Source organism: Yersinia entomophaga, from assembly GCF_001656035.1.
In the GTDB taxonomy this organism is placed as follows: domain Bacteria; phylum Pseudomonadota; class Gammaproteobacteria; order Enterobacterales; family Enterobacteriaceae; genus Yersinia; species Yersinia entomophaga.
Map to the genome: position 1 here is coordinate 1,971,858 of NZ_CP010029.1, position 25,333 is coordinate 1,997,190.

The following is a 25,333-nucleotide window of genomic DNA, read 5'->3' on the forward strand; positions in this document are numbered from 1 at the left end:
ATTCTCATGTAAGTATCCTCGCTTCAGTTCCACATTCTTTTTGAAATTTCCAGTTTATCGGCCATCAGCCGGTATGCTTTTGGTGTCAGATTATCCGGGGATGCATGGGGCCGCTCAATGTTATATTCAGCCAGCGATCCGTCATTTCCCGTGCTTCATTCAACGTTCTAAATAGGCAAAATCCAGTATTTCGGTCCAGTACGTCTTGTTAAAACGTAAAACATCCGATAAACGCGTTCAGTGTCGGCTTACCCGGTTTGATGAATTCTAGCCGCACACCATGGGTCTTCAGCCCATTGTGCAAAGCCAGTGATATCAGTTCCAACCCATTATCCATCCGCATCTTCAGCGGATATCCACGGTTTTCCTCTATCCTGTCCAGCTCGCGGACAGCACGCTGCGCTTGGATAGTCAGGTCAATTTCGATAGCCAGAGCTGCACGGTTAACATCATCCTTTACCTTGAAGCGCCGAAAACGTCGATCGCACACCAACTCGTCGTGCATAAAATCGATAGACCCGCTCTGATTGAGTACTCCCGGCGTGGCAGCGGAGTCGGATTACGATAACATAGCGGGGATAGCGCTCAGCATTCCAGACTCAGATCTGCAACCATCTGTTTCAGAAGATGATTTTATCCTCAAGATCTTTCATCTTTTTCATATCAGAGGCTCGCATCCCAACTTGCTTGGCTCTCCAGTTGTAGTCTGAGGCTTCAGAAACCCCAGCTGCGCGGCAGGCATCCTTAACGGTGCGTCCGGCTTCGACGGACTTCAGAACGGCAATGCTCTGGTGCTCAGTGAATCGGGCTTTTTGCATGGTGAACGCCTAAAAAGACATAATTAATATGTCGGTAGATCTTTAGAAGTAAATGGTTCGTTTTGATGGAATAGGGACAGATCCAAAGGCTGCTCAATTTCTCCCGTCAGATATTTATGAGCCAACATTAAACAGCTACGAATATCAGCAACGATACCAAGAATCCGCGAAAACATTTCATGGATTGAACACCCGGAATTATAATTTGAAGGAGAGATAGTTGAAGAGTTTTCCAATTCGCCTTCTCTTTCAGAGAGATTAAATAGTAATACTAAAGAATCGTGAACACTTATTGATGAACACCGAATCCCAGGGGTGAACTCTATCAAACAAGGGCTATTCCTTCAGACGTATCTGAAGACGAACAAGCCGAACGAAGGAAACGCTCAAATGTAGGCCATAATGTAACAGGAATAATGGCTCGCAGGTTTGAATCCTAACGTCAGGGTGAAATATATACAATCATAAGATTAACAAGTGAGATAGTCACAATTGTGCTGGCAGACAGTTTTGACAGTGAACAAGATATATAATTGATAGCATCAGGGGCCAACCCAGCCTATATCCCGACACCAACAGCAAATGATGCCATTCGAGATGCAGGTACCACTGGTGTCGGCGTTTTGGCCAAATATCTTAAGCAAAAAGTGGCAAGAGCGTTGATCTCAAAAGTTATCTCGCCCCCCTCAGCTATTGTTAAAGAAAAATAGGTTTTACTTTTAAAAAAGAACGTTTAATTAAGAGCTAACTAATCGAGATTGCCTACAGCTATAGCGTCGGCTATCTTATATTTACTCTTGAGAAAAAACCAACAACAACTATTACCAACAGTTTGTTAAACTCAATATCACAGACAATAATTTATTATTGTAAACAGAAAAAATCATGCTTTCGGAATATAAAAATTCTGAATATGAGCAAAGCCTCAAACTCATTTAACAATCGGCGCAAATGCTATCTATTTTTAATTATAGTTCCGCATCTCACCCCCTTAATTCATACCTTTTTTGTATTAGCGTAGCTCGACCACTTTGAATTTTATACAATGTAATCAACTTATAATTCCCAACGTCATTATCTAGCTTAATAATAGACATTAGATATTTATGTTCTATGGATAGCATATCACGGAAATATGAAGATAACTCATTTCTGATAGTAGAGTTAATTCCAGTGAATAACAGGTTTATAAATTCATCGACTCCTACCCAACCTCCATCCGGTTTACTTTTTATTACGTTGATTATGTTATCTTTTGGCACCTTGGAGAGTAACAATATGAATATAAGTTCAACATGGCTTTCATTTATGGAGTTTATATTTATATGGACTTTATCATCAGGTAAATAACAGACTCTATTTTTATCAAAATTTTTAATTTTATGTTCCACATTATTTCGCCCCAGAATATCTATAAGATATTTTGAGCTTTCTTCCCAAACTTTCTCGTCAACGCCAAGTTTTTTAGCTATATAGTCTAATTTCTCCCTATCTATCTTAGCTTTGTATCTCAAAGTATAAAATGCGTTTATATTAAAACACTCTGTAATAGAAATAATTGATAAATTTAATGCAGTACCACCCACTATTATTTTTTCATTCACAATCAATACTTCATCACTCTCAGCACTCATATTTATTTTTTTCATAGCAATGCCTTGCACACTTAATAACCATTCCTTTTCTTTATTTATCTCCAACACTCTTTTGTGAAAATAAAAGAATCTACTCCAAACATCATTCACCTTCATCAAGGCTGAACTCATAAGAGAAATTATAATTAAAACAAAGATCAGTGAAATACCTGATTGTTTCTTAATTAACATTTAATCACTGCCATTCATCATGATTATTTTATTAATTTCACCATACTTATCCAGATCTATAATAATTTCAATTGCCATCGGATGTTTACTAAATTCATTCCAGTAATCTTGCCATTTACCTTTTGAGAAAAACCTAAACTTTATGCTTTTCACTCCTGTTAATATTCGTTCTTTTATCACTTCACCTGATCTCTGAGGATAAAATAACGCATCATCAACATTAATTGCGCGAATTCTCTCTAAACTTTTATTATTAATCTTATATCCTACTTTTTCCAACTGATAGTAATAACCGACACTATTTACATTAAGTTTATTATTCCTCACTATTTCAATAGTATTGGATACACCTCCTGATTTACCAACAAAGAAATCGATAGGACCATTATTAGTGATCTCTTTTGGCGTTCTTACTATCGCATGAGTTAAATCATTCTCTATGATATAAATAGAATTTCTTATATCTTCAAGTTCATCTAAATGACTGATCACATTTGACGTCGTTCTCAATGTCACTTGCAATACCTGGTACATGGCTAAACTCAATAGTGAAAAGATACTGATTGCCAAAATCACTTCTATAAAGGTGAAGCCATTGTTATATTTCAGAATCAATTTATCACCCTGTAATATTTAAAATGTAAGGGAGTATCCATATTATTTTCAATTTTCACTTCAATATCTATTAACATCAAACCAAAATATTCAACATCTTCACTTCTGGCGCGCCACTGCCATTTTTTCTCGATCATATATTCATCACCAGAGATCCAATCATTACCAGGAGGATTGCGATTAAGTATCATTTCATTTAATTTATTTTCTGCTATTAACACAGAAAATATATCACTCTTAACCTGGTTATTTAAGTATATGCTTTGCGTCATAAATTGAAGTATAGCAAGACCTGTAGTGGAAAATATAATTAAGGAGAACATAACTTCAAGTAGAGTCATCCCTTTACTTTTTTTTATTATTACATCTGAAATATTCATGTTCTTGTTATATTTAAAGAATAGTTATTATAATCAATAACACTCACTCCGTATTTATCATACAGATTTATTGACAAACTTGATTCTGGTAATAATGGGTAAAGGATGAAATAAAAAAAATGATGTTCTGAGTTTGCATCTCCCCATTCATCATACCCAGTCAACACAACTTTCATATCTAACACTGAATTGCCAAAATCTCTTTTTAATGCTTTTCTTCCATAATATACTTGCTCCCAGGATTTATCTGGCCAAAACTTGCTCTTTGCTATTTTATTGTCCCCGTTACATTCTTTTAAACATAGTTTTTCTACAGCCCATCCCTTTACATTTATTCTAATAATGTACACAGTCTGCTCAAACTTCCCTAGTTTTCTTATCCAATCTATAGTGGTATATAAATGCTCGGCCTCAGTAATAGCATCTTTTTTATCATCCTTTATTTTAAAAATAGCTATTACAGACATGGAGGATAAAATAAAAATTACCAACATTATTTCTAGCAATGTAAAACCATAAAACCTAGTTTTGCGTTCCGCTATCTGCATGCTCATTTAGCCAATTACCTATATCATCGCTAGTGCCGATTTCACCATCAGGACCTTTAGATAAAACATCTATACTGTTATAAAAACCAGGATTTTTTATTATATAACTATTACCCCATGGATCTTTCGGCAACCTACGTAAATAACCACCAGACCGAAAATTCTTTGGTAAAGGCTCTTCTAACGGCATTTCCACTAATGACTTAATTCCTTGCTCCTCGGAAGGGAATAATCCATTATCCAGCCTATACATATCTAAAGCATTTTCAAACGTAGCGATATCAGTAATAACTTTTTGTATATCAGCCTTACTTTTGTTTCCCATAAGATTAGGTATCGTTAAACTCGCCAGCAAACCCAAAATGACGATAACTATCATGACCTCTAGCAAGGTAAATCCTTTGTAATATCTACTTTTTTTACACATAATCTTTTAACCGCCCCAAAATAAATTAAGCCATATTGTTAAGTAACAATATTGGCTGTAAAACAGATAAAACAATAAATAGAATTAATGAAGCCATTATGATGATGAGTGTCGGCTCAAATATACTCATTGAGATCTCTATGATTCGTTCAAATTCCTCATCTATAATATCTGCCGTTTTTTCTAACATGATATTTAAATCACCGCTTTTCTCGCCTGAATAAATCATATGTCTGGCTAATGGAGGAAAAATATTGGTATGACTCAATGCAGCCGAAAGACTCGCTCCTTTTTCTACCAATGATACTCCCTGTTTCATTTCTAGTTTAATTGATTCGTTAGTTAAAACTGTCAAACCAATTTTCATCGATTGCATCAAAGGAATCCCACTAGAGCACAGTATAGCCAGCATTCTTATATAGCGTGAAGCATGTATCTTTTTAATCACTTTACCTATAACTACAATTTCAAGTAACTTTCTATGAACATAGAATTTATATTTTAACTTCCTCATACCAAAAACATTAATCATTAAAAAAATGACAATGGATATCATTAATAATGAAAAATAACTGCTCATAAAGTCACTTATCGACATTAAAACCCTAGTTGATAGAGGGAGATTTTGTTTCATGAAAACAAACTGTTCTATGACTTCTGGGATTACCGCAGTGAGTAAGACCGAAATAACTGCAAAAGACACTAATATAAGCATGACAGGATAGACTAATGCCTGAATGAATTTATTTTTCTTAAGATGTGACTTCTCAATATTATCAGCCAACCGTTTCAGGATAAGATCTAACTTTCCGGATGATTCACCAGATTTTATCAATGCTCGGTACAACACGTTAAAATCTCGTGGAAATGATTCCAGAGAATCAGATAATGAGTAGCCAGAGATAATATTATTTCTTATCTTTTCTAAAGTGATAGATACTGATTTTCGTTCAGTTTGCTGCGATACGGCTAATAATGCCTCATCAACTGGGATGGATGCCGAAGTTAAAATGGCAAGTTGTCTCGTTAAAACCAACAGTTCTCTTTTATTAATTGTTTTCTTGATTCTTCCATACCAGTTTATAACATTAACTTTTTTTATATTTAAGAGTGTTAATCCACGAGCACGTACTAGCTCTCTTGCCCCTCGGATACTTTCCGCTTCAACTTGCCCCTTACACCTTGAGCCTTTTTTATTTATGGCAGAATATTTAAATATGATCATCAATATTCTCCCGAGTGACTCGAATCACTTCCTCTAATGTAGTCATTCCTTGTGTTATTTTAACTATCCCACTATTCTTTATTCCCACTGTTATTTTTCTTGCGAGTTTCTCTAACTCAATCTCACTACCTCGTCGATAAATACAGTTCCTTATACTTTCATCCACAATAAGTAACTCATGAATAGCCGTTCTCCCTCTATAACCAATAAAATTGCATTGTTCACACCCAACGGCTTTAAAACCGGAAATTAAGCCATTATTTGCCTCATGCAAATCAGAAAATTGAAACTGGTGAGGGCTACGGCAGTAAACACAAAGTTTTCGTACCAAACGTTGAGAAATGACCGCCAGCAATGAGCTTGCCAACATAAAGGTTTCGATCCCCATATCTTGCAAACGAGTTACTGCGCCAGTGGCGGTATTGGTGTGCAGCGTTGAGAGTACCAGGTGGCCGGTTAATGAAGCCTGAGTCGCTATCTTAGCCGTTTCTGTGTCTCGTATTTCGCCAATAAGAATAACATCAGGGTCCTGCCGTAAAATGGCACGTAATCCTTTAGCGAAGCTCATATCCACTTTAGGACTAACTTGCGTTTGCGCGATACCATTAAGATCAAATTCGATCGGATCTTCTATTGTCATAATATTACGAACGCTACTATCAATTTCCATTAACGCAGCATAAAGTGTCGTACTTTTACCCGAACCAGTTGGCCCTACCACCAATATCATTCCATGAGGTTGCTGCAATAACTTCCTTATTAACTTATAGTTACCGTCCTCCACCCCAAGAGCCTTGAGATCTAACTTCACACTACTTTTATCCAAAATTCGCAGTACAACCCGCTCACCGTGGTTAGATGGTAAAGTTGACACCCTGACATCCAACGCTCGCCCACCGACTCTTACCGCAATTCTCCCATCCTGCGGCACTCTCTTTTCCGCAATATCTAGTCTTGCCATAACTTTTATTCGGGACACCAGTAAGGCCGTTAGTTCCACCGGCGGTTCAAGAATCTGATTTAGCATGCCATCAATTCTGAATCTTATTAGCAATCTTTGCTCGAAGGGCTCGATATGAATATCGGACGCAGCTTGCTTCACTGCTTCAGACAAAACGGCATTTATAAGGCGAATAATTGGCGCATCGTCGGTCGTATCCAGTAAGTCATCATCTTTTGGCAATTGTTCTATGAGGGTGCTAAGAGCTAATTCATTACCGATATCCGTCATTATTTGATGGGCTTGCTGGGCATCATTCTGGTAGAAATCGACCAACCTGGATTCAAACTCCTCATCGGTAACCAAGGCCAGTACTACCTTTCCAGAAGCAACTCTCTGCCCTTCGAGTAAATCATCAAACGACGCTGAACAACGGCAAACTAAATGACAACCATGTTCCATAGGGATAAGTAATACGCCATATTTTCTTGCCCAACTAAATGGCATAGGTTTATTAATTATGGTTGTCGACAGCGACTTCAATTAACACCCCCTCTACCATAAAAAGAGTTAATATCTTTCTTTATTAAATTTATTACCTCTTTATTATTTATAGTAGACAATCTACGAACATCACTATATTCATTCACCTTAACTTCTGAATTGACTAACAAGCTTCTACTTTTTTCATTTTTTTCATTGAAAGCTCTAAACTTATCTGATGTTTCATATAAATATTCATCAGCCTCTCTTATTATTGTAGGCTTAATGAACAAAATTAGATTTCTCTTTTCTACTCTATCTTTATTTTGTCTGAATAATGCGCCAATGATAGGAATATCACCAAGTATAGGCACTTTGTTTATAACATTCGTAATTTTCTTGTCTAATAACCCGCCGACGACGACTGTATCCCCACTTTTAACCAGCACGGCATTATTGACGATTCTTTTATTGAACGTTGAACCTATATTATCTTTATCTGCACTAGAGTTCTCTGCCACACTTGATACCTCTTGGCGGATCTCCAGTAATACCGTATCCCCTTTATTTATTTGTGGTTTGACCTTTAAAATAATACCGACTGACTGACGAGATATCGTGTTATAAACCTTATCTGTGGGTGTCGTTTGCTGTGATGAAAGAACAGGTACTTCTTGGCCAACGCTAAATTCAGCATCCATATTATCCAGTGTTACTATGCTGGGCGTAGCCAGAATATCATTACTTGAATTTGTAGCCAGAGCGGTGAATAAACCCGCCCAATTTCCACGATAAAATCCCGTCGCCAGCCCGCTCATACCATTCACCACAGCACTCATATTCCCTTGAGCACTATTGGTTATTTTTCCAGAGTCAAGCAAACTAACACCACCACCGTGACTGTTTGCCCATTGAATCCCAAGGTTCATGCCTTCACCATCCTGAGCTTCCACAATAATGGCTTCAACCAGGACCTGAGCACGCCTAATATCGAGCTTAGTTATAACCTGCTCTAAATCATACATAACCGTAGGCGCTGCACTAATAATCAATGCATTAGTCTGATTATCAGCTTTAATCATGATTTTTTTATTTGGGGAAAAAGCAGGCACTGATTTTTTCTTATCATCTTTTAGGCTAGAACTTACACCATTTAACACATCTAGTAAGTTTTCAGCCTTGGCATACTTCAAATAAATCACTTTTGTATTTCCATCTGCCGTCTGTTCCTGATCAAGTTTCCTTATTATTGATACCGTATTTTTACGAGCCCCGGCATCTCCATTTATCAGGATTGAATTAGTTCTTTCATCAGCAACAAGCTTTACTTCCTGCGGCATTTCTTTCTTTGACGAGCTGTTTGCTCTCAAAAGTTCATTGACGATCCGTGCGATATCCATCGCAGATGCATGTTTCAGCTTAAAGACTTCTGCTATTGAGTCACTTTCACGATCAAATTTATCAATAATAGATATTAATCTATTGACCACTGCGGCTCTTCCAGTGATTAGCAACGAGTTATTCGGTTCGTAATGTACGATACTGCCAGAATCTGTATTATCATTTAATTGCCGTAATAACGGCGCTATATTTTTAGCTGAAATATACTTTAACGGCACTATTTTATTAATAAGCTCATCACCATTAAAAATATCATCCTGCGTAATAATTACTGATGCTGAGCCTTTTGCTCTTTTGGCGGGAACTACCTTCAATATATTATTCGGCATCTCAATTACAGTAAAACCATACACGTCAAGGACGTTAAGAAAAAACTGTCGATACTTATCTTCATCCATATTTTCGTAACTACGAATTGAAATTGTCCCCTTTACTTTAGGATCCATGATTATAGTTTTATTTAATATCCTACTTGCCGAGTTTACGAACTCTCTGATATCAGCATCTTCCAACCTTACAGTGTAATCATTTGCATAAGTTACAACCGAAAATAGCTGTACAGCTATGATGGCGACAGACAAGCACAGTTTGTTTTTTATATTTATAAAAATAATAAAAAACAAAAAAAACGGAAACTTACTTTTTTCCACATAAATAGTTCTTATAATAGAGAGCGGCATTGCTTACCCCTAAGTTATGAGATTATGAATTGATTACATAACGCCATCTCTTAAAATCATTATAAATAATTCACTATTCTTACTAACTACAATTCCATCTTCAATTATTTTTAAAATTTTAGTCTCACCATCACTAAGAAAATCATTTTTAAAATACGTTTTATTTATCTGATTACTTGAAACTATAGCCATAGATGATGAATTAGAACTGGTTATTGTTCCTGTCAGGCGTGAATCCCCATAGTATTTTTTAATGAGTAAAAACTCATCACGACTCATATTTTCAACGTCAATATCATCTAACTTTTTTGTGTATGTAGAAACAGCTTTTTCTTTTTCACCAAATATACCAATGGCTTTTACTCTATCTATATCGTAATTAATTTTATCCAACGATACTTTCTGATCTAACTTAACCTTTCTTTCATCATTTTTATATAAAATAACAACGTCATTGTTGGCATGAGTTTCGTCATAAAAATCATTTATTAATAAAAATGCATTATATATACAAAAAATTACGGGTAAAAAAATTGAAAACCTGTGAGAACTACTTAACAAAAAGGTGGCATAACTTAATTTAATAATTTTAAGCATTGACCACCTTTTTCCATTAAAAGTATGTTACTTAAATATAGCTGATAAGTGCTAATTATTTTTAGCACTTATCTAACTACTAACTTGAGATCAACAATAGCCATAAAAACGATCATCACAATGATTATTTCCTGTAGCACACAGCAAACTTGTATCAAGGCGCAAGCCGTATCTGTTGATGGTTTTAATGATATCGGCAGGAATCTCAAATTCAGACAGTAAGGTTCTAAATTTGTGAATTAATTGATGGTAATTATTATCTGAAATACCTTTATGGTTTTCATACCAAACAACCTTTATAATATCTTGCTTTCTATTCACATCATTGAATAAGCACATAACCAAGCGTTTTTGCTTTTCATTAATGTTGATAGTTAGCTTTCTGTTATGAAAGTGGATTTTATTCATGCAACAATCAACGGATACCTCAGAACCATAGTCAATGATGCCTTTTCCGTTAATGTCGATAAACTTACTCTCAGTAACTACTGACACAGTATTAACATACATAGATAACTCCCCAAGTAAAATAATAAAAACAAAAAATACGTAAAATCATAATTATCAATAAATAATAAGTACGGTAATAATTATTGTTATCATCCGTTAGATAAAGCAAATCAAATTATATAAAAAGATATATTTTTATATATTATGTTTTCCAAAGCAATCTTTCACATAGACTCAAACGCACGCAAGCCACTGAATACATGAAAGAAAAATACAAAACAAAGAGCAATGATTTTTGAATGTTAAATTATCACAGTCCCTTTTCACATCGAAATCATACTAATTAATCATTATGCATATCCATATAATTACATTTAATCTTTAAGAAGGTTTAGGCCTTACTGTTAAAAGTACAGATAATTACTGCATTTGAAAAGAGGAATTTATCGAAATAAGTAACCTATATATAACAGTTAAACTTAAACTTATAACAGAATACCATTTAATATGAGTTATCATTCATTATACCGCTGAAATAAGTAATTATTATCATGTAACTATAGTTCATAAGACATCTTTACTTTTATAAGAATTATATAATTACATCTAAATTCACTAGCTAATGAATTATTTATATCTTTGATGATAATTTTGTATTGAATACGAATATCACATCAAAATCAGTTAAGTTAAGTTAAGTTAAGTTAAGTTAAGTTAAGTTAAGTTAAGTTAAGTTAACACACAATACGAATCCAGACTAAACAATCAAAGAACACAAATTAAAATTAATAGAATTGATTCCAATAAGAATATTTTATTAATGATGTTTATATATTTAATATTGCGTGAACATTTAATTTATTATTATCTATAGTTCAACACACACTATATAAAATTATTAATAAAATAGAAATTTTTATTTTTAACATCGATGTGGATAATATTAAGTTCAATTTACTACATGCTGTTACATTGTAAGAAAAAACTATTACTTCACAAAGTGAAACTCCAATTAAATAAAATTACGACATAAGTTTATCAATTAAAAACGGAGACCAACGCTAACCAACTTAAGGTTAGTGATAATAATACATTAGCATAGCCAACTCGCAAGAATAGCTTATTTGCTTTACTGAAAACCATTAAATTTAAACATCCTCTCATAGACCGAACCCGCTATTTTTTATTTAATTAATCAATCCTTACTCAAAAATTCAATAAAATTAAAATTAAAAAGTTGGGTGTAATATGTAATAGACGTGGCTTTATCGTGTTCGGTAGTTAGTGAATTTATAGTTTTTTTTGCATTACAGCATTTAGAAAATGGCCTAAAAAAATAAACTCTATCAAGGCACTATAAAGCAAGCTGAAAAGCCAGCTCAGAAATTGGAAGTATATACATACAATATTGATGAGGTAGCGACCCAGCGTAATAAAAATGAACTTAAGCCAAAGGATAGGCTTAGCCGCGGCTGGATACGTTTTACAATGAAAATTGACCGCATCCACTGTGAACACGATGCTAACTGCTATGCGGTGAGTAAAGAAGGTAGGATGGGATTTATTTTCGCCCAACGATACATTGCCCGCACAATACAAAGTTAGATGATTTTCAATGGCTCAAATAATTTGATGCTGGGAATACCTTAGATACGTTTACAGCAAATACAACCATCAGGGACGGTATTGTGATTGATGCTTCCGACTTTAAATATAAGTGTTCTCTTCTGACGCTAAAGCAATGCTTGGAGCAAGTATTATGCCCAAGTTAAACGGCAACTTTCTAAATTTATAGCGGTTTCTAGTTTAAGATTATTTTTAGATTGTTGTGCACACAACGAGTGGGCTAATAGCTTATTTAAGCACTAATCGCCATTTTCCCAATAGGATGATGATCGCCGTCATACATAGCTATAGCAATATTTATGGGCTATACGCTGAAGAAGTTCTTAGGCGAGCATTGAGTTGTCTTGCGCTTCGTTCTATTCATATCAAGATCCACGCGTAGAAAGCATGGCATGTATAAATTTTTAAGGTGGGAAATTTATCTGCGGATAACTATGCGTTTTGCAGACAGAATCTATGAGTATCGACTGATACAACGAGGGGGAAAAATTTAATTCATTGATATAAATGGATTTATTAGAGGTTGGGAAATATTCTGAGACATGTTTTTGGAGCGGGTGAAGGGAATCGAACCCTCGTATGCAGCTTGGGAAGCTGCCGTTCTACCATTGAACTACACCCGCGTCTATGTGCGAGTGGCATTATAACCGGTTATGCCTTAGGGGCAAGGAAAGATATGCTTTAACTGCCGGAATTTTAAGCTGTTAGCGTTGTTATTTTCTTAACTGGCTTATTTGATAGCTGTAAAAAAGGGCGCCTAAGCGCCCTCATCGATAAAGTTCGGGATTACTTAACCGGACGCATCGCAGGGAACAGAATCACATCACGAATGGTGTGGCTGTTAGTAAACAACATAACCATACGGTCGATCCCAATGCCCAGACCAGCGGTCGGCGGCAAGCCGTGTTCCAACGCAGTGACATAATCTTCGTCGTAGAACATTGCTTCGTCATCGCCTTCATCTTTAGCACGAACCTGCTCCGCAAAGCGCTCGGCCTGATCTTCCGCATCATTTAACTCTGAGAAACCATTACCGATTTCACGGCCGCCGATAAAGAATTCGAAACGGTCAGTGATGAATGGATTATCATCATTACGGCGAGCCAATGGCGAAACTTCTGCTGGGTATTCAGTGATGAAGGTTGGCTGAATCAGATGGCTCTCTGCGGTTTCTTCGAAGATTTCACACTGAACACGCCCCAGCCCCCAGCTCTTCTCGACTTTGATTCCCAGAGACTCAGCGATAGCAACAGCTTTATCCATGTCGTCCAGATCGGTAACGTTGGTTTCAGGACGATATTTGCAAATCGCTTCTTTCATGGTCAGTTTGGCAAATGGTTTGCCAAAATCGAATTCCTGCTCGCCGTATTTAACGACGCTGCTGCCCAAAATGGTTTCTGTCAGCGTGCGGAACAGTTCTTCAGTCAGAACGATCAGATCTTTGTAATCCGCATACGCCATATAGAGTTCCATCATGGTGAACTCAGGATTATGACGCGGAGAAACGCCTTCGTTACGGAAGTTACGGTTAATTTCGAATACGCGCTCAAAACCACCAACAACCAAACGTTTCAGATACAGCTCAGGCGCAATACGCAGGTACATGTCGATATCTAACGCATTATGATGAGTGATAAACGGACGAGCAGATGCGCCGCCAGGAATCACTTGCATCATCGGCGTTTCAACTTCCATAAAGCCTTTTTCCACCATGAACTGGCGGATGCCGGACATTACCTGAGAACGCACTTTGAAAGTATTACGCGATTCATCGTTGGCAATCAGATCCAGATAGCGCTGACGATAGCGAGTTTCCTGATCGGCCAAACCGTGGAATTTGTCAGGCAACGGACGCAGCGCCTTGGTTAGCAAGCGCAGTTCGCTACAGTGGATAGACAGTTCCCCAGTTTTGGTTTTGAACAGCTTACCGCGAGCGCCGAGAATATCCCCCAGATCCCACTTTTTAAACTCTTCGTTGTAAACGCCGTCTGCCAAATCGTCACGGGAAACGTACAGCTGGATACGACCGCCGACGTCCTGCAAGGTAACAAAAGAGGCTTTACCCATGATGCGACGAGTCATCATGCGGCCAGCCACGGTCACTTCTACGCCCAGCGCTTCTAATTCTTCGTTATCTTTATCACCGTACGCAGCATGCAGTTGATCTGAGAGGTTCTCCCGACGAAAATCGTTCGGGAAAGCAATACCCTTCTCACGTAGTGCAGCCAATTTTTCACGACGCGCCTGTAATTCACTATTCAGTTCTTGCACTTGCTCAGCGACTTGTGGTTTTTGCTCTGACATTTCAGTTCCTCATAACCCGGCTTTCAAACTTGCCTCAATGAATTTATCCAGGTCGCCATCCAGTACGGCCTGCGTATTACGCGTTTCAACGCCGGTGCGTAAATCCTTAATACGGGAATCATCCAGTACATAAGAACGGATTTGGCTGCCCCAGCCGATGTCGGATTTGTTGTCTTCCAACATCTGTTTATCAGCATTTTTCTTTTGCATCTCAAACTCATACAGCTTGGCTTTCAGCTGTTTCATGGCTTGATCTTTGTTTTTATGCTGAGAACGGTCGTTCTGGCACTGAGTCACAATATTGGTCGGAATATGGGTAATACGTACCGCAGACTCAGTTTTGTTTACGTGCTGACCACCGGCACCGGAAGCACGGTATACGTCAATACGCAAATCTGCCGGGTTAATTTCGATATCAATATCGTCATCGACTTCCGGGTAGACAAAAGCAGAGCTGAAAGAGGTGTGGCGACGGCCACCGGAATCGAACGGACTCTTACGCACCAGGCGATGTACGCCGGTTTCAGTACGCAACCAGCCGAACGCGTATTCACCGATGATCTTGATGGTGGCAGATTTCAAACCTGCGACGTCACCGTCAGATTCTTCGATGATTTCGGTTTTAAAGCCTTTGGCTTCAGCCCAACGCAGATACATTCGCAGCAACATGCTCGCCCAGTCCTGCGCTTCGGTGCCGCCTGAACCGGCTTGCAGATCGAGATAACAGTTGGCGCTGTCGTATTCGCCGGAGAACATACGACGGAATTCCAACTGGCCCAGTTTGCCATCAAGGATTTCCAACTCGGCAACGGCTTCGTCGAAAGTCTCTTCATCGTCGGCTTCAATAGCCAATTCCAGCAAGCCAGAAACGTCTTCCAAACCTTGAGCCAATTGGTCAATAGTGGTGACAATTTCTTCTAATGCGGAACGTTCTTTACCCAAGGCTTGCGCGCGCTCGGGCTCATTCCAAACGTCAGGCTGCTCCAGCTCGGCGTTTACTTCTTCCAGTCGCTCTTTCTTTGCATCATAGTCAAAGATACCCCCTGATAACGGCGGTCCGTTCGGACAGATCCTGGATACGGTTTTTTACCGGATTAATTTCAAACATTTTTTTGATGTCTTAGGTTGAGTCGTTGATGGCGGAATGCCATTCGAACCGATAATTCTAACGGATCTCAACGACGGTTTATAGCAAGTTGACCGTATTTATGGCGCTATCTGGACGAATCGCGCCATTAGTCGCATTTTGCGAACTTTTAACATTCTGACTAATAAGGCCAGAGGTGCTGAATCAGCAATTGAACGTTGCGGTTACCGCGGAATTCATTGATATCCAACTTATAAGCCACTTTAACTTCGCGCACGCTGCTATCCGGCCATAAAGTGGTATCAATATTAAACGCGATACCATCCAGCAACGGGCCACCGTTTAACGGTTCCAGCATCACTTTCAGATGGCGTTCCCCCACCAGCCGTTGCTGCAACAGCCGGAATTTTCCGTCGAAAGTCGGTTCAGGGAAAGCCTGCCCCCAAGGGCCGCCGTCACGTAATAATTCTGCGGTTTCCAGCGTCATTTGCGCGCCGGTCAGTTCGCCATCGGACCAGATAACCCCTTCAAGCTGAGAGGCATCCATCCACTCGCCCACCAAATCGGCAAAACGCTGACGGAACTCGTCGAATTTTTGCTGTTCCAGCGATAAACCTGCGGCCATAGCGTGGCCACCAAACTTCAGCATCAGGCCAGGATTGAGCGTATCCAGGCGTTCCAGCGCATCGCGCATATGTAGCCCCGCGACCGAACGTCCCGAACCTTTTAGTATTCCTTCTCCCGCTGGCGCGAAAGCAATCACCGGGCGGTGAAAACGTTCTTTGATACGCGAAGCAAGAATCCCTACCACCCCCTGATGCCATTCGGCGTGATACATGGCAATGCCGTAAGGCAACTCCGTGCTGGTACGTTCCAGTTGGTCACAAAGTTGTAAAGCCTCAACCTGCATGCTTTGTTCTATTTCACGCCGCGCCAGGTTCAAGCTATCCAAATCCATCGCCAGTGCGCGCGCCTGAGCAATATCATCACTCAAAAGTAGCGCCACGCCGATAGACATATCATCCAGACGACCGGCGGCATTCAGCCGAGGGCCAAGGGAAAAGCCCAAATCGCTGGCTGCCAGCTGGCGCGCATCACGGTTTGCCACTTCCAGTAGCGCTTTGATTCCGGGGCGGCATTTTCCCGCCCGAATTCGGCTCAACCCTTGGTGTACCAAAATACGGTTATTGGCATCCAGTGGCACCACATCGGCGACCGTTCCCAAAGCCACCAAATCCAGCAACTCCGCTAAATTAGGAATCGCCAGCGCTCGTTGCTCAAACCAGCCGCTATCCCGTAATCGCGCACGCAAAGCCAGCATGAGGTAAAAAGTCACGCCAACACCAGCCAGCGATTTCGATGGAAAATCGCAGCCCACCAGATTGGGGTTAATAATGGCTTCGGCTGCCGGCAAAACGTCACCCGGCAAGTGGTGATCGGTAACCAGCACCTTAATCCCATGAGCATGAGCCAAATCAACGCCTGCATGGGAAGAAATACCGTTATCTACGGTTACGATAAGATCCGCACCGCGGGCAATAACCTGTTCAACCACTTCCGGGCTAAGGCCGTATCCATCATCAAAACGATTTGGAACCAGATAATCGACGTGGCTGCAGCCCATACTGCGCAGAGATAACACGGCTAAGGCGGTGCTGGTCGCGCCATCGGCATCGAAATCACCGACAATCATAATACGCTGGCTATCGGCCAATGCCTGCTGCAACAAACTGACCCCGGCATCAATGCCGTCCAGCTGTTGATAAGCCAGCAGGCCTTTCACTCCGCGCTCCAGCTCTTGCGCCCCTTTCACACCGCGAGAGGCGTACAAACGACGTAGCAACGGATGCAATTGCTCCGGCAGCGCACTCTCATCGGCAAGTTCGCGACGACGAAGTTGGGTTTTTATAGCCACTGGCGATCAACCACCGGTTTTCTTGGAAGCCTGATGCGCTCGCAGCATGGCAAGCATCTCTTTTGGCCCCTGATAGCCCGGAACAATGGTGCCATCCTGCAATACGATAGCCGGAGTACCCTGAATGCCGAATTGCACCCCTAGCTGATAATGTTTAGCAATATCGGTTTTACAGGTTGCCGGGGAAATAGCATCACCTTTCATCGCCGCATCAAAAGATTTATTGCGGTTAGCGGTACACCAGATAGAACGCATGTCTTTTTCCGCCTGAGAACTCAGCCCCTGACGCGGGAACGCCAGATAACGCACGGTAATACCCAGCGCGTTATAGTCACTCATTTCTTCATGCAGTTTATGGCAGTACCCGCAGGTGATATCGGTAAACACGGTAATCACGTGTTTTTCCTGCGGCGCTTTGTAGACAATCATTTCACCGCTTAATGCTTCCAGTTTTTTCAGCAGCAATTGATTAGTTACGTTAACCGGCTGTGCGCCACTAACGTCATACAGCGGGCCTTGCAGCAGCTGTTTGCCATCGGCGGAAATATAAAGCACTCCGCTGTCCGTCATTACCGTGCTTAAACCAGCGATAGGGGAAGGCTGGATTTCAGCATTTTTAATATCCAGTTTTTTCAATGTCTGTTGGATAGCAGCATCATCGGCATACGCCAAACCAGAAAGCGAAGCCATTAAGATTGGCAGCAACAGTAAACTTTTTTTCATTGAATAATCCTATTTTTCTTCTACAGCGCAATCATGCGCGCGGATGGTGCTGTTGATGTAGCTGTTTCAGGCGTTCCGTCGCTACATGAGTATAAATCTGGGTGGTCGACAAATCGCTATGGCCTAATAGCATCTGAACCACGCGTAAATCCGCCCCGTGGTTCAGTAAATGCGTCGCAAAAGCGTGACGTAATACATGGGGGGAAAGGCGCTCACTATCGATACCCGCAAGGATCGCATAGTGTTTGATACGATGCCAGAAAGTCTGTCGAGTCATTTGCTGACTGCGATTACTGGGGAACAATACGTCCAGCGCCTGGCCGTTAATCAACCAAGGCCGCCCATGTTCCATATAATTCTCAATCCAGTAAACCGCTTCTTCACCAAGCGGTACTAATCGCTCTTTATTCCCCTTACCTATGACTCGCACCACGCCCTGCCGCAAACTGACATCACTAATGGTTAATCCGACCAATTCAGACACACGCAAACCGGTGGCGTACAGCACCTCTAGCATCGCTTTGTCTCTGAGTTCCAAAGGAATATCGACATTCGGTGAGTTCAGCAGTGCGTCAACCTGCGCTTCGCTTAAGTCCTTCGGCAAACGTTGGGGTAATTTGGGCGATGACAACAGCGCGGTTGGGTCATCTTCTCGCAATTTTTCTCTATATAAATATTGGAAAAACCGACGCATTGCGCTCAGCAAACGAGCCGAACTGGTAGCCTTATAGCCTCCCTCAATGCGTTCCGCCAGAAAGGACTGCAAATCCAAAGGATCGGCCTGCAGCAAATCCTTATTGTGGTGGTGTAACCAGCCAGCCAGCGCCTGAAGATCCAGACGGTACGAAGCCAGAGTATTTTCGGCCAGATTACGTTCCAGCCACAGGGCATCCAAAAACTGTTCAATCAGCGGGTTATTTTGCTGTTGCATCCAGATTCCTCTCATCGATTGAACTCAGCATGGCATTATGCCTGATGAGGGCACAAATCTGGTACACTCGATGCTATTCCTATTCGTTAATGCTATGGCTACACAACATGAAGATTGGTCTCTTTTACGGCTCCAGCACCTGTTACACCGAAATTGTGGCAGAAAAAATTCGCGATATTCTCGGTGAAGATTTGATCGATCTGCACAATCTGAAAGACGCAGACCCTGCGCTGATGGAACAGTATTCTGTGCTTATTCTGGGGATTCCTACCTGGGATTTCGGCGAACTACAGGAAGATTGGGAAGCGATCTGGCCACGGTTGAGTCAGTTGAATCTGCGGGGAAAAATTGTCGCCATGTACGGTATGGGCGATCAATTCGGCTATAGCGAATGGTTCCTCGATGCTTTAGGCATGTTGCACGATCATATTGCCCCACTGGGCGTACAATTTATCGGTTTCTGGCCGACAGAAGGGTTCGAATTTACCAGCCCGAAACCATTAAGTGCTGATGGTAAACATTTCGTCGGCCTGGCTCTCGATGATGTCAATCAATATGAATTAACCGACCAACGCGTTGAACAGTGGTGTGAGCAAATTCTGATTGAAATGGAATCCTTGCTGTAATGCCAGCTGCGGGCGCAATGGCTGTGCCCGCAGCTTCGAACCTTCTCGCGGTTATTTCCACAGACGGAAATGTTCACTTCCGGCGCAGCCTGGCGGTGGAATTTCATGACGTTCGTCAGCAGGTTTTTTAGCAACCCGTCTCTGCGGATCGGCCAACTGATACCAATCCAGACGCCGAGTGAGCAACATCACTACCGCCAGCACGACAAACAGCAAACCAGATCCTAATAACAACGCGTTATCTTCTGATTGCAGCAATCCGTAAAGTACCCCATACAGTAATAATAAACTGCCTGCAAACAGTCCGCCTCGCAGCCAACTACCCAGCACCGCGCCTAAATACACCACAATCAACAGACTACAACTTAGGCTGGCCACCAGATAAGCCAAGGCAAAACCGATATGCTCCGACAGTGCTAGTAACATCAGATAGAACAGAATTAACGCTATGCCAACCAGTAAATACTGGATTGGGTGCAAACGCAGTGACGTCAGGCTTTCAAACAGGAAGAAGCTGATAAACGTCAGGCCGATAAACAGAATCGCGTATTTAATGGCTCTTTGAGTTAACTGATAATGATTGACCGGCTCAATCAAGCTGGTGCTGAAAGCGGGTAACGCATCAAAATCAAACGGCACTTCATCTGTAGCAAAAATCACGTTCAGATTATTAGCAAACCAGGTGCTGCTCCAGTGAGCCTGAAAACCATTCGCGCCAACCCGTCGTTGATTCGGCAAGAAATCCCCGAGGAAATTAGGGTGCGGCCAGTTACTTTCCAGCGTGAGTTCACTACTGCGCCCCAAAGGTACCAAGGACAAGCTGCTGGTTCCCATTAGTGTCAGAGTAAAATCAACCGTAGTTTCCCCTTGCTGTAAACGATGCAAATCCAGCATGGCGTGAATCCCCTGACTCCCCGCGCCTAAGTAAGCACCGGGCTGGAAATCCATCGCATCGCCGTTGATTTTCAGCGGAGACAGTTTCTGAATCCCTCGCGCATCGCTCAAACGCACCACTAAAATAGGTTTTCCAAACGTGATTCCGGGTCTGTTGAGGTAATCCAGGTTTTCACTATCAAATTTGGCACTGAAGTGCAGCGGACCCTGATAGACCTGAGTACGATAAATGCCAAGTTGACGTACATCTACGTCCGGCGATCCCGTTACGGATAAGGTTTCCGGCAGTAGATAATGGAAACGGCTAACCTTTTCCTCGCGCTTTACGCCTTCTTTTTCAACGGTGACCATTTCGCTGTAAGGCACAACGATCAACGGACCAAGAATTTTTTGCGCGCCACTAGTGCTATCAGTGACTTTGCTAATCACGCTGTAACGGTAGTTGCTTCGTTCGCTAATCACGCTCATCAGCATTTCTTTGGGAATCATCATCAGTAAGATCAATCCCAGCAACGTGGTTATTTTCCAGAACAATACGGATTTAAACATAAGTGAGGCTCCTTAACGGTCATGAAGCCAGAATAAGACGCGGAAGTGAAAGCAGAATGAGCTTGTGTGAAGTGAGTGTGAAGTTATGGGTTTTCTTGCATCAGCGGCAACATCATTTCCACGCGAACCCCCTGTGGCAGGCGATTAGCCAGCCGGATGGTGCCTTGATGAATAACGGCTACTTCGCGCACAAAATTCAGCCCCAGACCGGTGCTTTTCGGGCCATCAGGACGCGGAAGAGAATAAAAACGTTCGAAAACCTTTTCCTTAGCGTATTCGGGAATACCACAGCCGCTATCTTCAATAATGATATGGTAGTTATTTGCCCGCTGTTCGCCACACAAGGTAATTTCGCCACCTTTCGGGGTAAAATCCAGTGCATTATCAATCAGATTAGTGAGTGCCTGACTCAACATTAAACCGTCTCCCGCCAGCACGGCGCGATCGCAACGTTGTAAAATCAAAGCTACACCTCGGCTACCTGCCTGAGCTTCTTTACCAGCAATAACCTGTTTAAGTAGCGAATCAATGCTAAGCGGTTCCAACTGTAGGTCTACCCGACTTTCCAGACGTGCCTGTACCAGCATTTTATCCACTAGTTGCTGAATACGAGCGCTTTGCTGTTCGATATTCAATAGGAATCGCTGTGCCGTGGCCGCCGGAGGTGCTTCCCGCAATAACTCTGCTGCGCCGCAAATCGCAGCCAGCGGGCTTTTTAGTTCATGAGTCAACGTGTGAACGTATTGCTCAATATAGGCCTTGCCATCCAACTTTAGCCGCATACTTTCTAGCGCACGTGCCAAGCCGCCCAGCTCGCTGCTGCCCATTTTGGGCAACGGCACGGCTTCGCCCTCCGCAACCCGCTCCGCGTAATTAACCAATCGACCAATTGAGCGGTTGATCCACCATACAAAACCCAGGCCAATCAATAACGCAATACCCAACAGAACCGCACCAGCCAGAAGTATTCTTCGTTCACTGCGTTTAATAACCGGAGCCATAGAGAGGTTTGGTTTCCCCACGCTCAACACGCCAATGATTTGATTATCAACCATTACCGGAGCGGAAACGTACATCACTGAGCTTTGCTCATCGTTTGGATCGCTCAAGGTACTACGTGCGCCGTATTGACCGCGCAGCGTCAGCCAGACATCATTCCATTTAGAATAATCCTGCCCGAGAGCCTGCCCGGTGGAATCAAAAATGACCTTTCCGCGGGCATCAGTAAGATAAACCCGATATTCGTTACGATCTTTGCGAATACCGGCGATATTGGCACCAATCGGCTTCTTATTCAGCGTGGCGAACGCTTCCGCCAACTGCCCATTCGCGGCATTACCTCGCTGCATATCCTGCCGGGCAAACTGCGCTAGCAAAGTAGCAGTATCCACCAGCGTCCCTTCGGTCGCACGCCTCACGCCGGGTTTCACTTCCTGCACAAAAATACTGATCACAAAGTAGCCGGCGATCGCCACTATCAAAAAATACCCGAGCAACAGACGCAGGCCAATTTTCATGGGACATAGCTCAGACTGTAGCCCAGCCCACGGTGAGTACGAATCGGCGGTTCTTCATCCCGAACAGCGCGCAACTTAGCCCGTAACGTTTTCACATGGGTATCTACGGTGCGATCCTGACTTTCTTCGGCCTGAGTCCAGACGATATCCATCAACTGTTGACGGGAAAAAATGCGGTCCGGAGCTAATAACAGGGTTTTAAGCAGTAAATATTCGTAACGGGTTAACCAGAGAATTTGTTGCTGATAGGTAATACGCGCGGCGGCTTCATCCAACGTGAAAGCGCCAAACCGATGAATTAGCGGTACGGGTGCGCTGGACTGCGACTTCTGTAAACGGCGCAAAATGGTACGAACCCGTGCGCTAACCTCGCGCGGAGAAAAAGGTTTGGCTATGTAGTCATCAGCACCGATTTCTAACCCGACTATGCGATCCAGTTCTTCACTGCGCGCAGTAAGAAAGACCACGGGTAAATCCGGAGATAAGGCCAACAGACGGCGACAAAGATCAAAACCGTTAATATCCGGTAGCCCGACGTCGATAATCGCTAACGCTGGCAGGCCGTGATGTAACGCAGCAAGCGCTGGCTCGCCGCGATCAAACCACTTGAGGGTGAACCCTTCACTCTCTAGCGTATAGATCAGCGTGTCGGCAATACTCGGCTCATCTTCCACCAGCCAGATCAATGGTTTCATTACTTACTACCTGCTGCAGAATCAAAAGTGTGTTGAAATATCAGGCACAGCTCGCGCCATTCATCTTCAGACATGCTATCAGAGGCTAGCCAGACGCGCTTTCTACGCTGACTGCCGGCGCCTTGAAGCGATAATAGTACGCCATAACGGGTAATCCACGGCTGTCGAACCAACTTCCATTCCTGACGTTTCCATATCAGCAGATTTCCAGCTTTTAACCGGATTTCTCCCTGGCGGGAGGTAATGCTTTTCTGGCTACGAATACATTCGAAAACGACCAGCGTCAACAGTATCAACCATAAAGGTGTACAGCCATCTGGCCAAGGCGCGACCAGCGTTATCAACACCAAAACGCCATGAATCAATAAGGAAAAAAGTTGGGTGCGCCATGAAACCCGCAGGTCACATCGCCACTGGGCCACGGGCTTTATTTCGCATCTGAATCAGTTGAACCATCCGTTTCAGCTCGCTGTCCTGCGGCTCCCCATGATTCATCAGCCAGTTGAATAAATCAGGATCATCGCTCGTCAGCAAGCGGACAAACACGCGCTTATCGTCATCGCTCAGCGTGTCATATTCATACTCAAAGAACGGCATAATGGAGATATCCAGCTCACGCATACCGCGACGACATGCCCAGTGGATACGAGCTTTATTATCAATTTCCATGTCCTGATTGACCCCTTGCTTAAAATGTTATTTGAATCTGGCCGGATGGCCGCTCTGCCAAAGATTCAACTCGTGAATAGAGTAGCAATTTGCGACGCCTGACGGGAAGGTTATCGCCACTAAAACGCGGACTAAGGCGTGAAATGATAAAGCAATGTGGATTTTTTGACCGCATTAATCCGCGCTCGTTGTTATTTTTGCGCATTGTACCGCAGGATGTATTGTAACAATGGTGTATGCGGATAATTACTCTTTGCAAAGGCTCCCGCCTCTTTTACCATTGGGTCATCAGTCCACGGCACCTTTTGGTAGGATGTAATATGGCATATGCAACTCCGTTCCCTCCGCGTCAACCCTCCGCCTCTTCTGCGTTACCTTTGACTCTGATTTCATTGGATGACTGGGCATTAGTTACGGTAACCGGCGCCGAACGCGTTAAATATCTTCAAGGTCAGCTCACCGCAGACGTTGATGCGCTAGCGGTAGATCAACACGTTTTGACCGCGCACTGTGACGCAAAAGGTAAAATGTGGAGCAATATGCGGCTCTTCCATCGGGGCGAAGGATTGGCCTTTATTGAGCGCCGCAATGTGCTGGAAAACCAGTTGGCCGAGCTGAAGAAATATGCCGTATTCTCGAAAGTGACCTTTGCTATTCCATCTGACAGTGTTTTGCTGGGAATCGCCGGGGCGCAGGCCAGAGAAGCGCTGGCTCAGGTTTTCCCTGAATTACCGACGGCAGAAAAACCGGTAGTCCAATCCGGTGATGCTACATTGCTGCATTTTTCTACGCCCGCAGAACGTTTCCTGTTAGTGACCGATGCAGCTCAGGCCGCCAGTTTAGTAGAGAAATTGGGTGAGAATGCCCAGTTAAATGACAGCCAGCAGTGGTTGGCGTTAGAAATAGAAGCTGGATTCCCAATTATTGACGGCCCGAATAGCGCCCAGTTTATTCCACAGGCAACAAACATTCAGGCTCTGGGTGGAATCAGCTTTACCAAAGGCTGCTACACGGGCCAGGAAATGGTTGCCCGAGCAAAATATCGCGGAGCAAATAAACGCGCCTTGTATTGGCTTGTGGGGCAAGGCAGCAGCACGCCTGAAGCCGGTGACAGCTTAGAATGGCAATTGGGTGAAAACTGGCGTCGTACTGGTACAGTGTTGGCCGCGATTCAACTTGAAGATGGCTCGCTTTGGGTTCAAGCAGTTCTAAATAACGATCTGGCCGCCGATAGCGTGTTACGCGTACGGGAAGATGCGGCAGGGACATTGCGTATCCAACCATTACCGTATTCTTTAGAAGAGAATAATTGATCCTCTGCCAAAACAATTTATAGCCCGTATCGTCTTGCCAGGAAAACATAGAGACAAGGCGAGATCAGACCATGCGAGATCTGGCAGTGCAAGA

At 42.5% G+C, this 25,333-nt stretch carries 22 protein-coding genes, 1 tRNA gene and 1 pseudogene; 2 read left to right on the forward strand and 22 right to left on the reverse strand.

The annotated features are described in order from the left end of the window. Positions 1-23: 23 nt before the first annotated feature. The 17 genes and pseudogenes from PL78_RS19960 to xerD form a co-directional block, all read right to left on the reverse strand. Positions 24-818: pseudogene (locus PL78_RS19960) on the reverse strand (transposase). 983 nt (positions 819-1,801) lie between these two features. Beyond that, on the reverse strand, positions 1,802-2,644 hold the full coding sequence (locus tag PL78_RS08955) for a hypothetical protein (protein WP_064514871.1): 843 nt from the start codon (positions 2,642-2,644) through the stop codon (positions 1,802-1,804). Next, positions 2,645-3,178 carry a type II secretion system protein GspJ gene (locus PL78_RS08960; protein WP_235601017.1) on the reverse strand — a complete coding sequence of 178 codons (534 nt, stop codon included), beginning with the start codon at positions 3,176-3,178 and terminating at the stop codon, positions 2,645-2,647. 77 nt (positions 3,179-3,255) lie between these two features. After that, on the reverse strand, positions 3,256-3,639 hold the full coding sequence (gene gspI, locus PL78_RS08965; protein ID WP_064514875.1) for a type II secretion system minor pseudopilin GspI: 384 nt from the start codon (positions 3,637-3,639) through the stop codon (positions 3,256-3,258). After that, positions 3,636-4,193 (reverse strand): pilus assembly FimT family protein, encoded by a 558-nt coding sequence (locus PL78_RS08970; RefSeq protein WP_084414311.1) that lies wholly within the window; start codon positions 4,191-4,193, stop codon positions 3,636-3,638. The genes gspI and PL78_RS08970 overlap by 4 nt, the downstream gene beginning before the upstream one ends. After that, a complete protein-coding gene (gene gspG, locus PL78_RS08975; protein WP_064514879.1) occupies positions 4,162-4,614 on the reverse strand; it encodes a type II secretion system major pseudopilin GspG in 453 nt (150 codons plus the stop codon). Before gspG ends, PL78_RS08970 begins: the two co-directional genes overlap by 32 nt. Positions 4,615-4,639: 25 nt before the next feature. Then, positions 4,640-5,839: a type II secretion system F family protein gene (locus tag PL78_RS08980; RefSeq protein ID WP_064514882.1), complete on the reverse strand. Its 1,200-nt coding sequence runs from the start codon at positions 5,837-5,839 to the stop codon at positions 4,640-4,642. Then, on the reverse strand, positions 5,826-7,286 hold the full coding sequence (gspE, locus tag PL78_RS08985) for a type II secretion system ATPase GspE (RefSeq protein ID WP_064518345.1): 1,461 nt from the start codon (positions 7,284-7,286) through the stop codon (positions 5,826-5,828). The genes PL78_RS08980 and gspE overlap by 14 nt, the downstream gene beginning before the upstream one ends. A 32-nt stretch (positions 7,287-7,318) precedes the next feature. Further along, entirely contained in the window at positions 7,319-9,343 is a 2,025-nt protein-coding gene (gene gspD, locus PL78_RS08990; protein WP_084414312.1) for a type II secretion system secretin GspD, read from the reverse strand. 33 nt (positions 9,344-9,376) lie between these two features. Then, entirely contained in the window at positions 9,377-9,940 is a 564-nt protein-coding gene (locus tag PL78_RS08995; protein WP_064514885.1) for a hypothetical protein, read from the reverse strand. Positions 9,941-10,030: 90 nt separating this feature from the next. Beyond that, the gene (locus tag PL78_RS09000; RefSeq protein WP_049599767.1) at positions 10,031-10,450 is read right to left on the reverse strand and encodes a winged helix-turn-helix domain-containing protein; all 420 of its coding nucleotides are present in this window, start codon (positions 10,448-10,450) and stop codon (positions 10,031-10,033) included. 2,115 nt (positions 10,451-12,565) lie between these two features. After that, positions 12,566-12,639, reverse strand: a tRNA-Gly gene (locus tag PL78_RS09010). A gap of 163 nt (positions 12,640-12,802) precedes the next feature. Then, positions 12,803-14,320: a lysine--tRNA ligase gene (gene lysS, locus PL78_RS09015; RefSeq protein WP_064514889.1), complete on the reverse strand. Its 1,518-nt coding sequence runs from the start codon at positions 14,318-14,320 to the stop codon at positions 12,803-12,805. 9 nt (positions 14,321-14,329) lie between these two features. Then, positions 14,330-15,428 (reverse strand): peptide chain release factor 2 gene (gene prfB, locus PL78_RS09020; protein WP_120806859.1). Its coding sequence is split into 2 segments (ribosomal slippage): positions 14,330-15,352 and positions 15,354-15,428, totalling 1,098 coding nucleotides; the frame shifts between segments, so codons are not numbered across the junction. Between the two features lie 160 nt (positions 15,429-15,588). Next, positions 15,589-17,322, reverse strand: coding sequence for a single-stranded-DNA-specific exonuclease RecJ (gene recJ / locus PL78_RS09025; protein WP_064514890.1), 1,734 nt, complete (start codon positions 17,320-17,322; stop codon positions 15,589-15,591). 6 nt (positions 17,323-17,328) lie between these two features. After that, a complete protein-coding gene (gene dsbC / locus PL78_RS09030; protein WP_064514892.1) occupies positions 17,329-18,045 on the reverse strand; it encodes a bifunctional protein-disulfide isomerase/oxidoreductase DsbC in 717 nt (238 codons plus the stop codon). Between the two features lie 31 nt (positions 18,046-18,076). Next, positions 18,077-18,976, reverse strand: a complete 900-nt coding sequence (gene xerD / locus PL78_RS09035) for a site-specific tyrosine recombinase XerD (RefSeq protein WP_064514894.1) — start codon at positions 18,974-18,976, stop codon at positions 18,077-18,079. A 107-nt stretch (positions 18,977-19,083) separates the two neighbouring features. Here xerD and fldB point away from each other — a divergent pair, with 107 nt between their 5' ends. Further along, positions 19,084-19,602 carry a flavodoxin FldB gene (fldB, locus tag PL78_RS09040; protein ID WP_064514896.1) on the forward strand — a complete coding sequence of 173 codons (519 nt, stop codon included), beginning with the start codon at positions 19,084-19,086 and terminating at the stop codon, positions 19,600-19,602. 51 nt (positions 19,603-19,653) lie between these two features. On the opposite strand, the gene creD is transcribed toward fldB, so the two are convergent. The 5 genes from creD to sdhE form a co-directional block, all read right to left on the reverse strand. Then, positions 19,654-21,045 (reverse strand): cell envelope integrity protein CreD, encoded by a 1,392-nt coding sequence (gene creD, locus PL78_RS09045; protein ID WP_064514898.1) that lies wholly within the window; start codon positions 21,043-21,045, stop codon positions 19,654-19,656. Positions 21,046-21,128: 83 nt separating this feature from the next. Continuing rightward, positions 21,129-22,562, reverse strand: coding sequence for a two-component system sensor histidine kinase CreC (gene creC, locus PL78_RS09050; protein WP_064514899.1), 1,434 nt, complete (start codon positions 22,560-22,562; stop codon positions 21,129-21,131). After that, on the reverse strand, positions 22,559-23,257 hold the full coding sequence (gene creB, locus PL78_RS09055; RefSeq protein WP_064514901.1) for a two-component system response regulator CreB: 699 nt from the start codon (positions 23,255-23,257) through the stop codon (positions 22,559-22,561). The genes creC and creB overlap by 4 nt, the downstream gene beginning before the upstream one ends. Beyond that, the gene (locus PL78_RS09060) at positions 23,257-23,679 is read right to left on the reverse strand and encodes a protein YgfX (RefSeq protein WP_064514903.1); all 423 of its coding nucleotides are present in this window, start codon (positions 23,677-23,679) and stop codon (positions 23,257-23,259) included. Before PL78_RS09060 ends, creB begins: the two co-directional genes overlap by 1 nt. Beyond that, positions 23,660-23,926 carry an FAD assembly factor SdhE gene (sdhE, locus tag PL78_RS09065; RefSeq protein ID WP_049599738.1) on the reverse strand — a complete coding sequence of 89 codons (267 nt, stop codon included), beginning with the start codon at positions 23,924-23,926 and terminating at the stop codon, positions 23,660-23,662. Before sdhE ends, PL78_RS09060 begins: the two co-directional genes overlap by 20 nt. A 320-nt stretch (positions 23,927-24,246) precedes the next feature. Here sdhE and ygfZ point away from each other — a divergent pair, with 320 nt between their 5' ends. Next, positions 24,247-25,239, forward strand: coding sequence for a tRNA-modifying protein YgfZ (ygfZ, locus tag PL78_RS09070; RefSeq protein ID WP_064514905.1), 993 nt, complete (start codon positions 24,247-24,249; stop codon positions 25,237-25,239). Positions 25,240-25,333 lie beyond the last annotated feature (94 nt).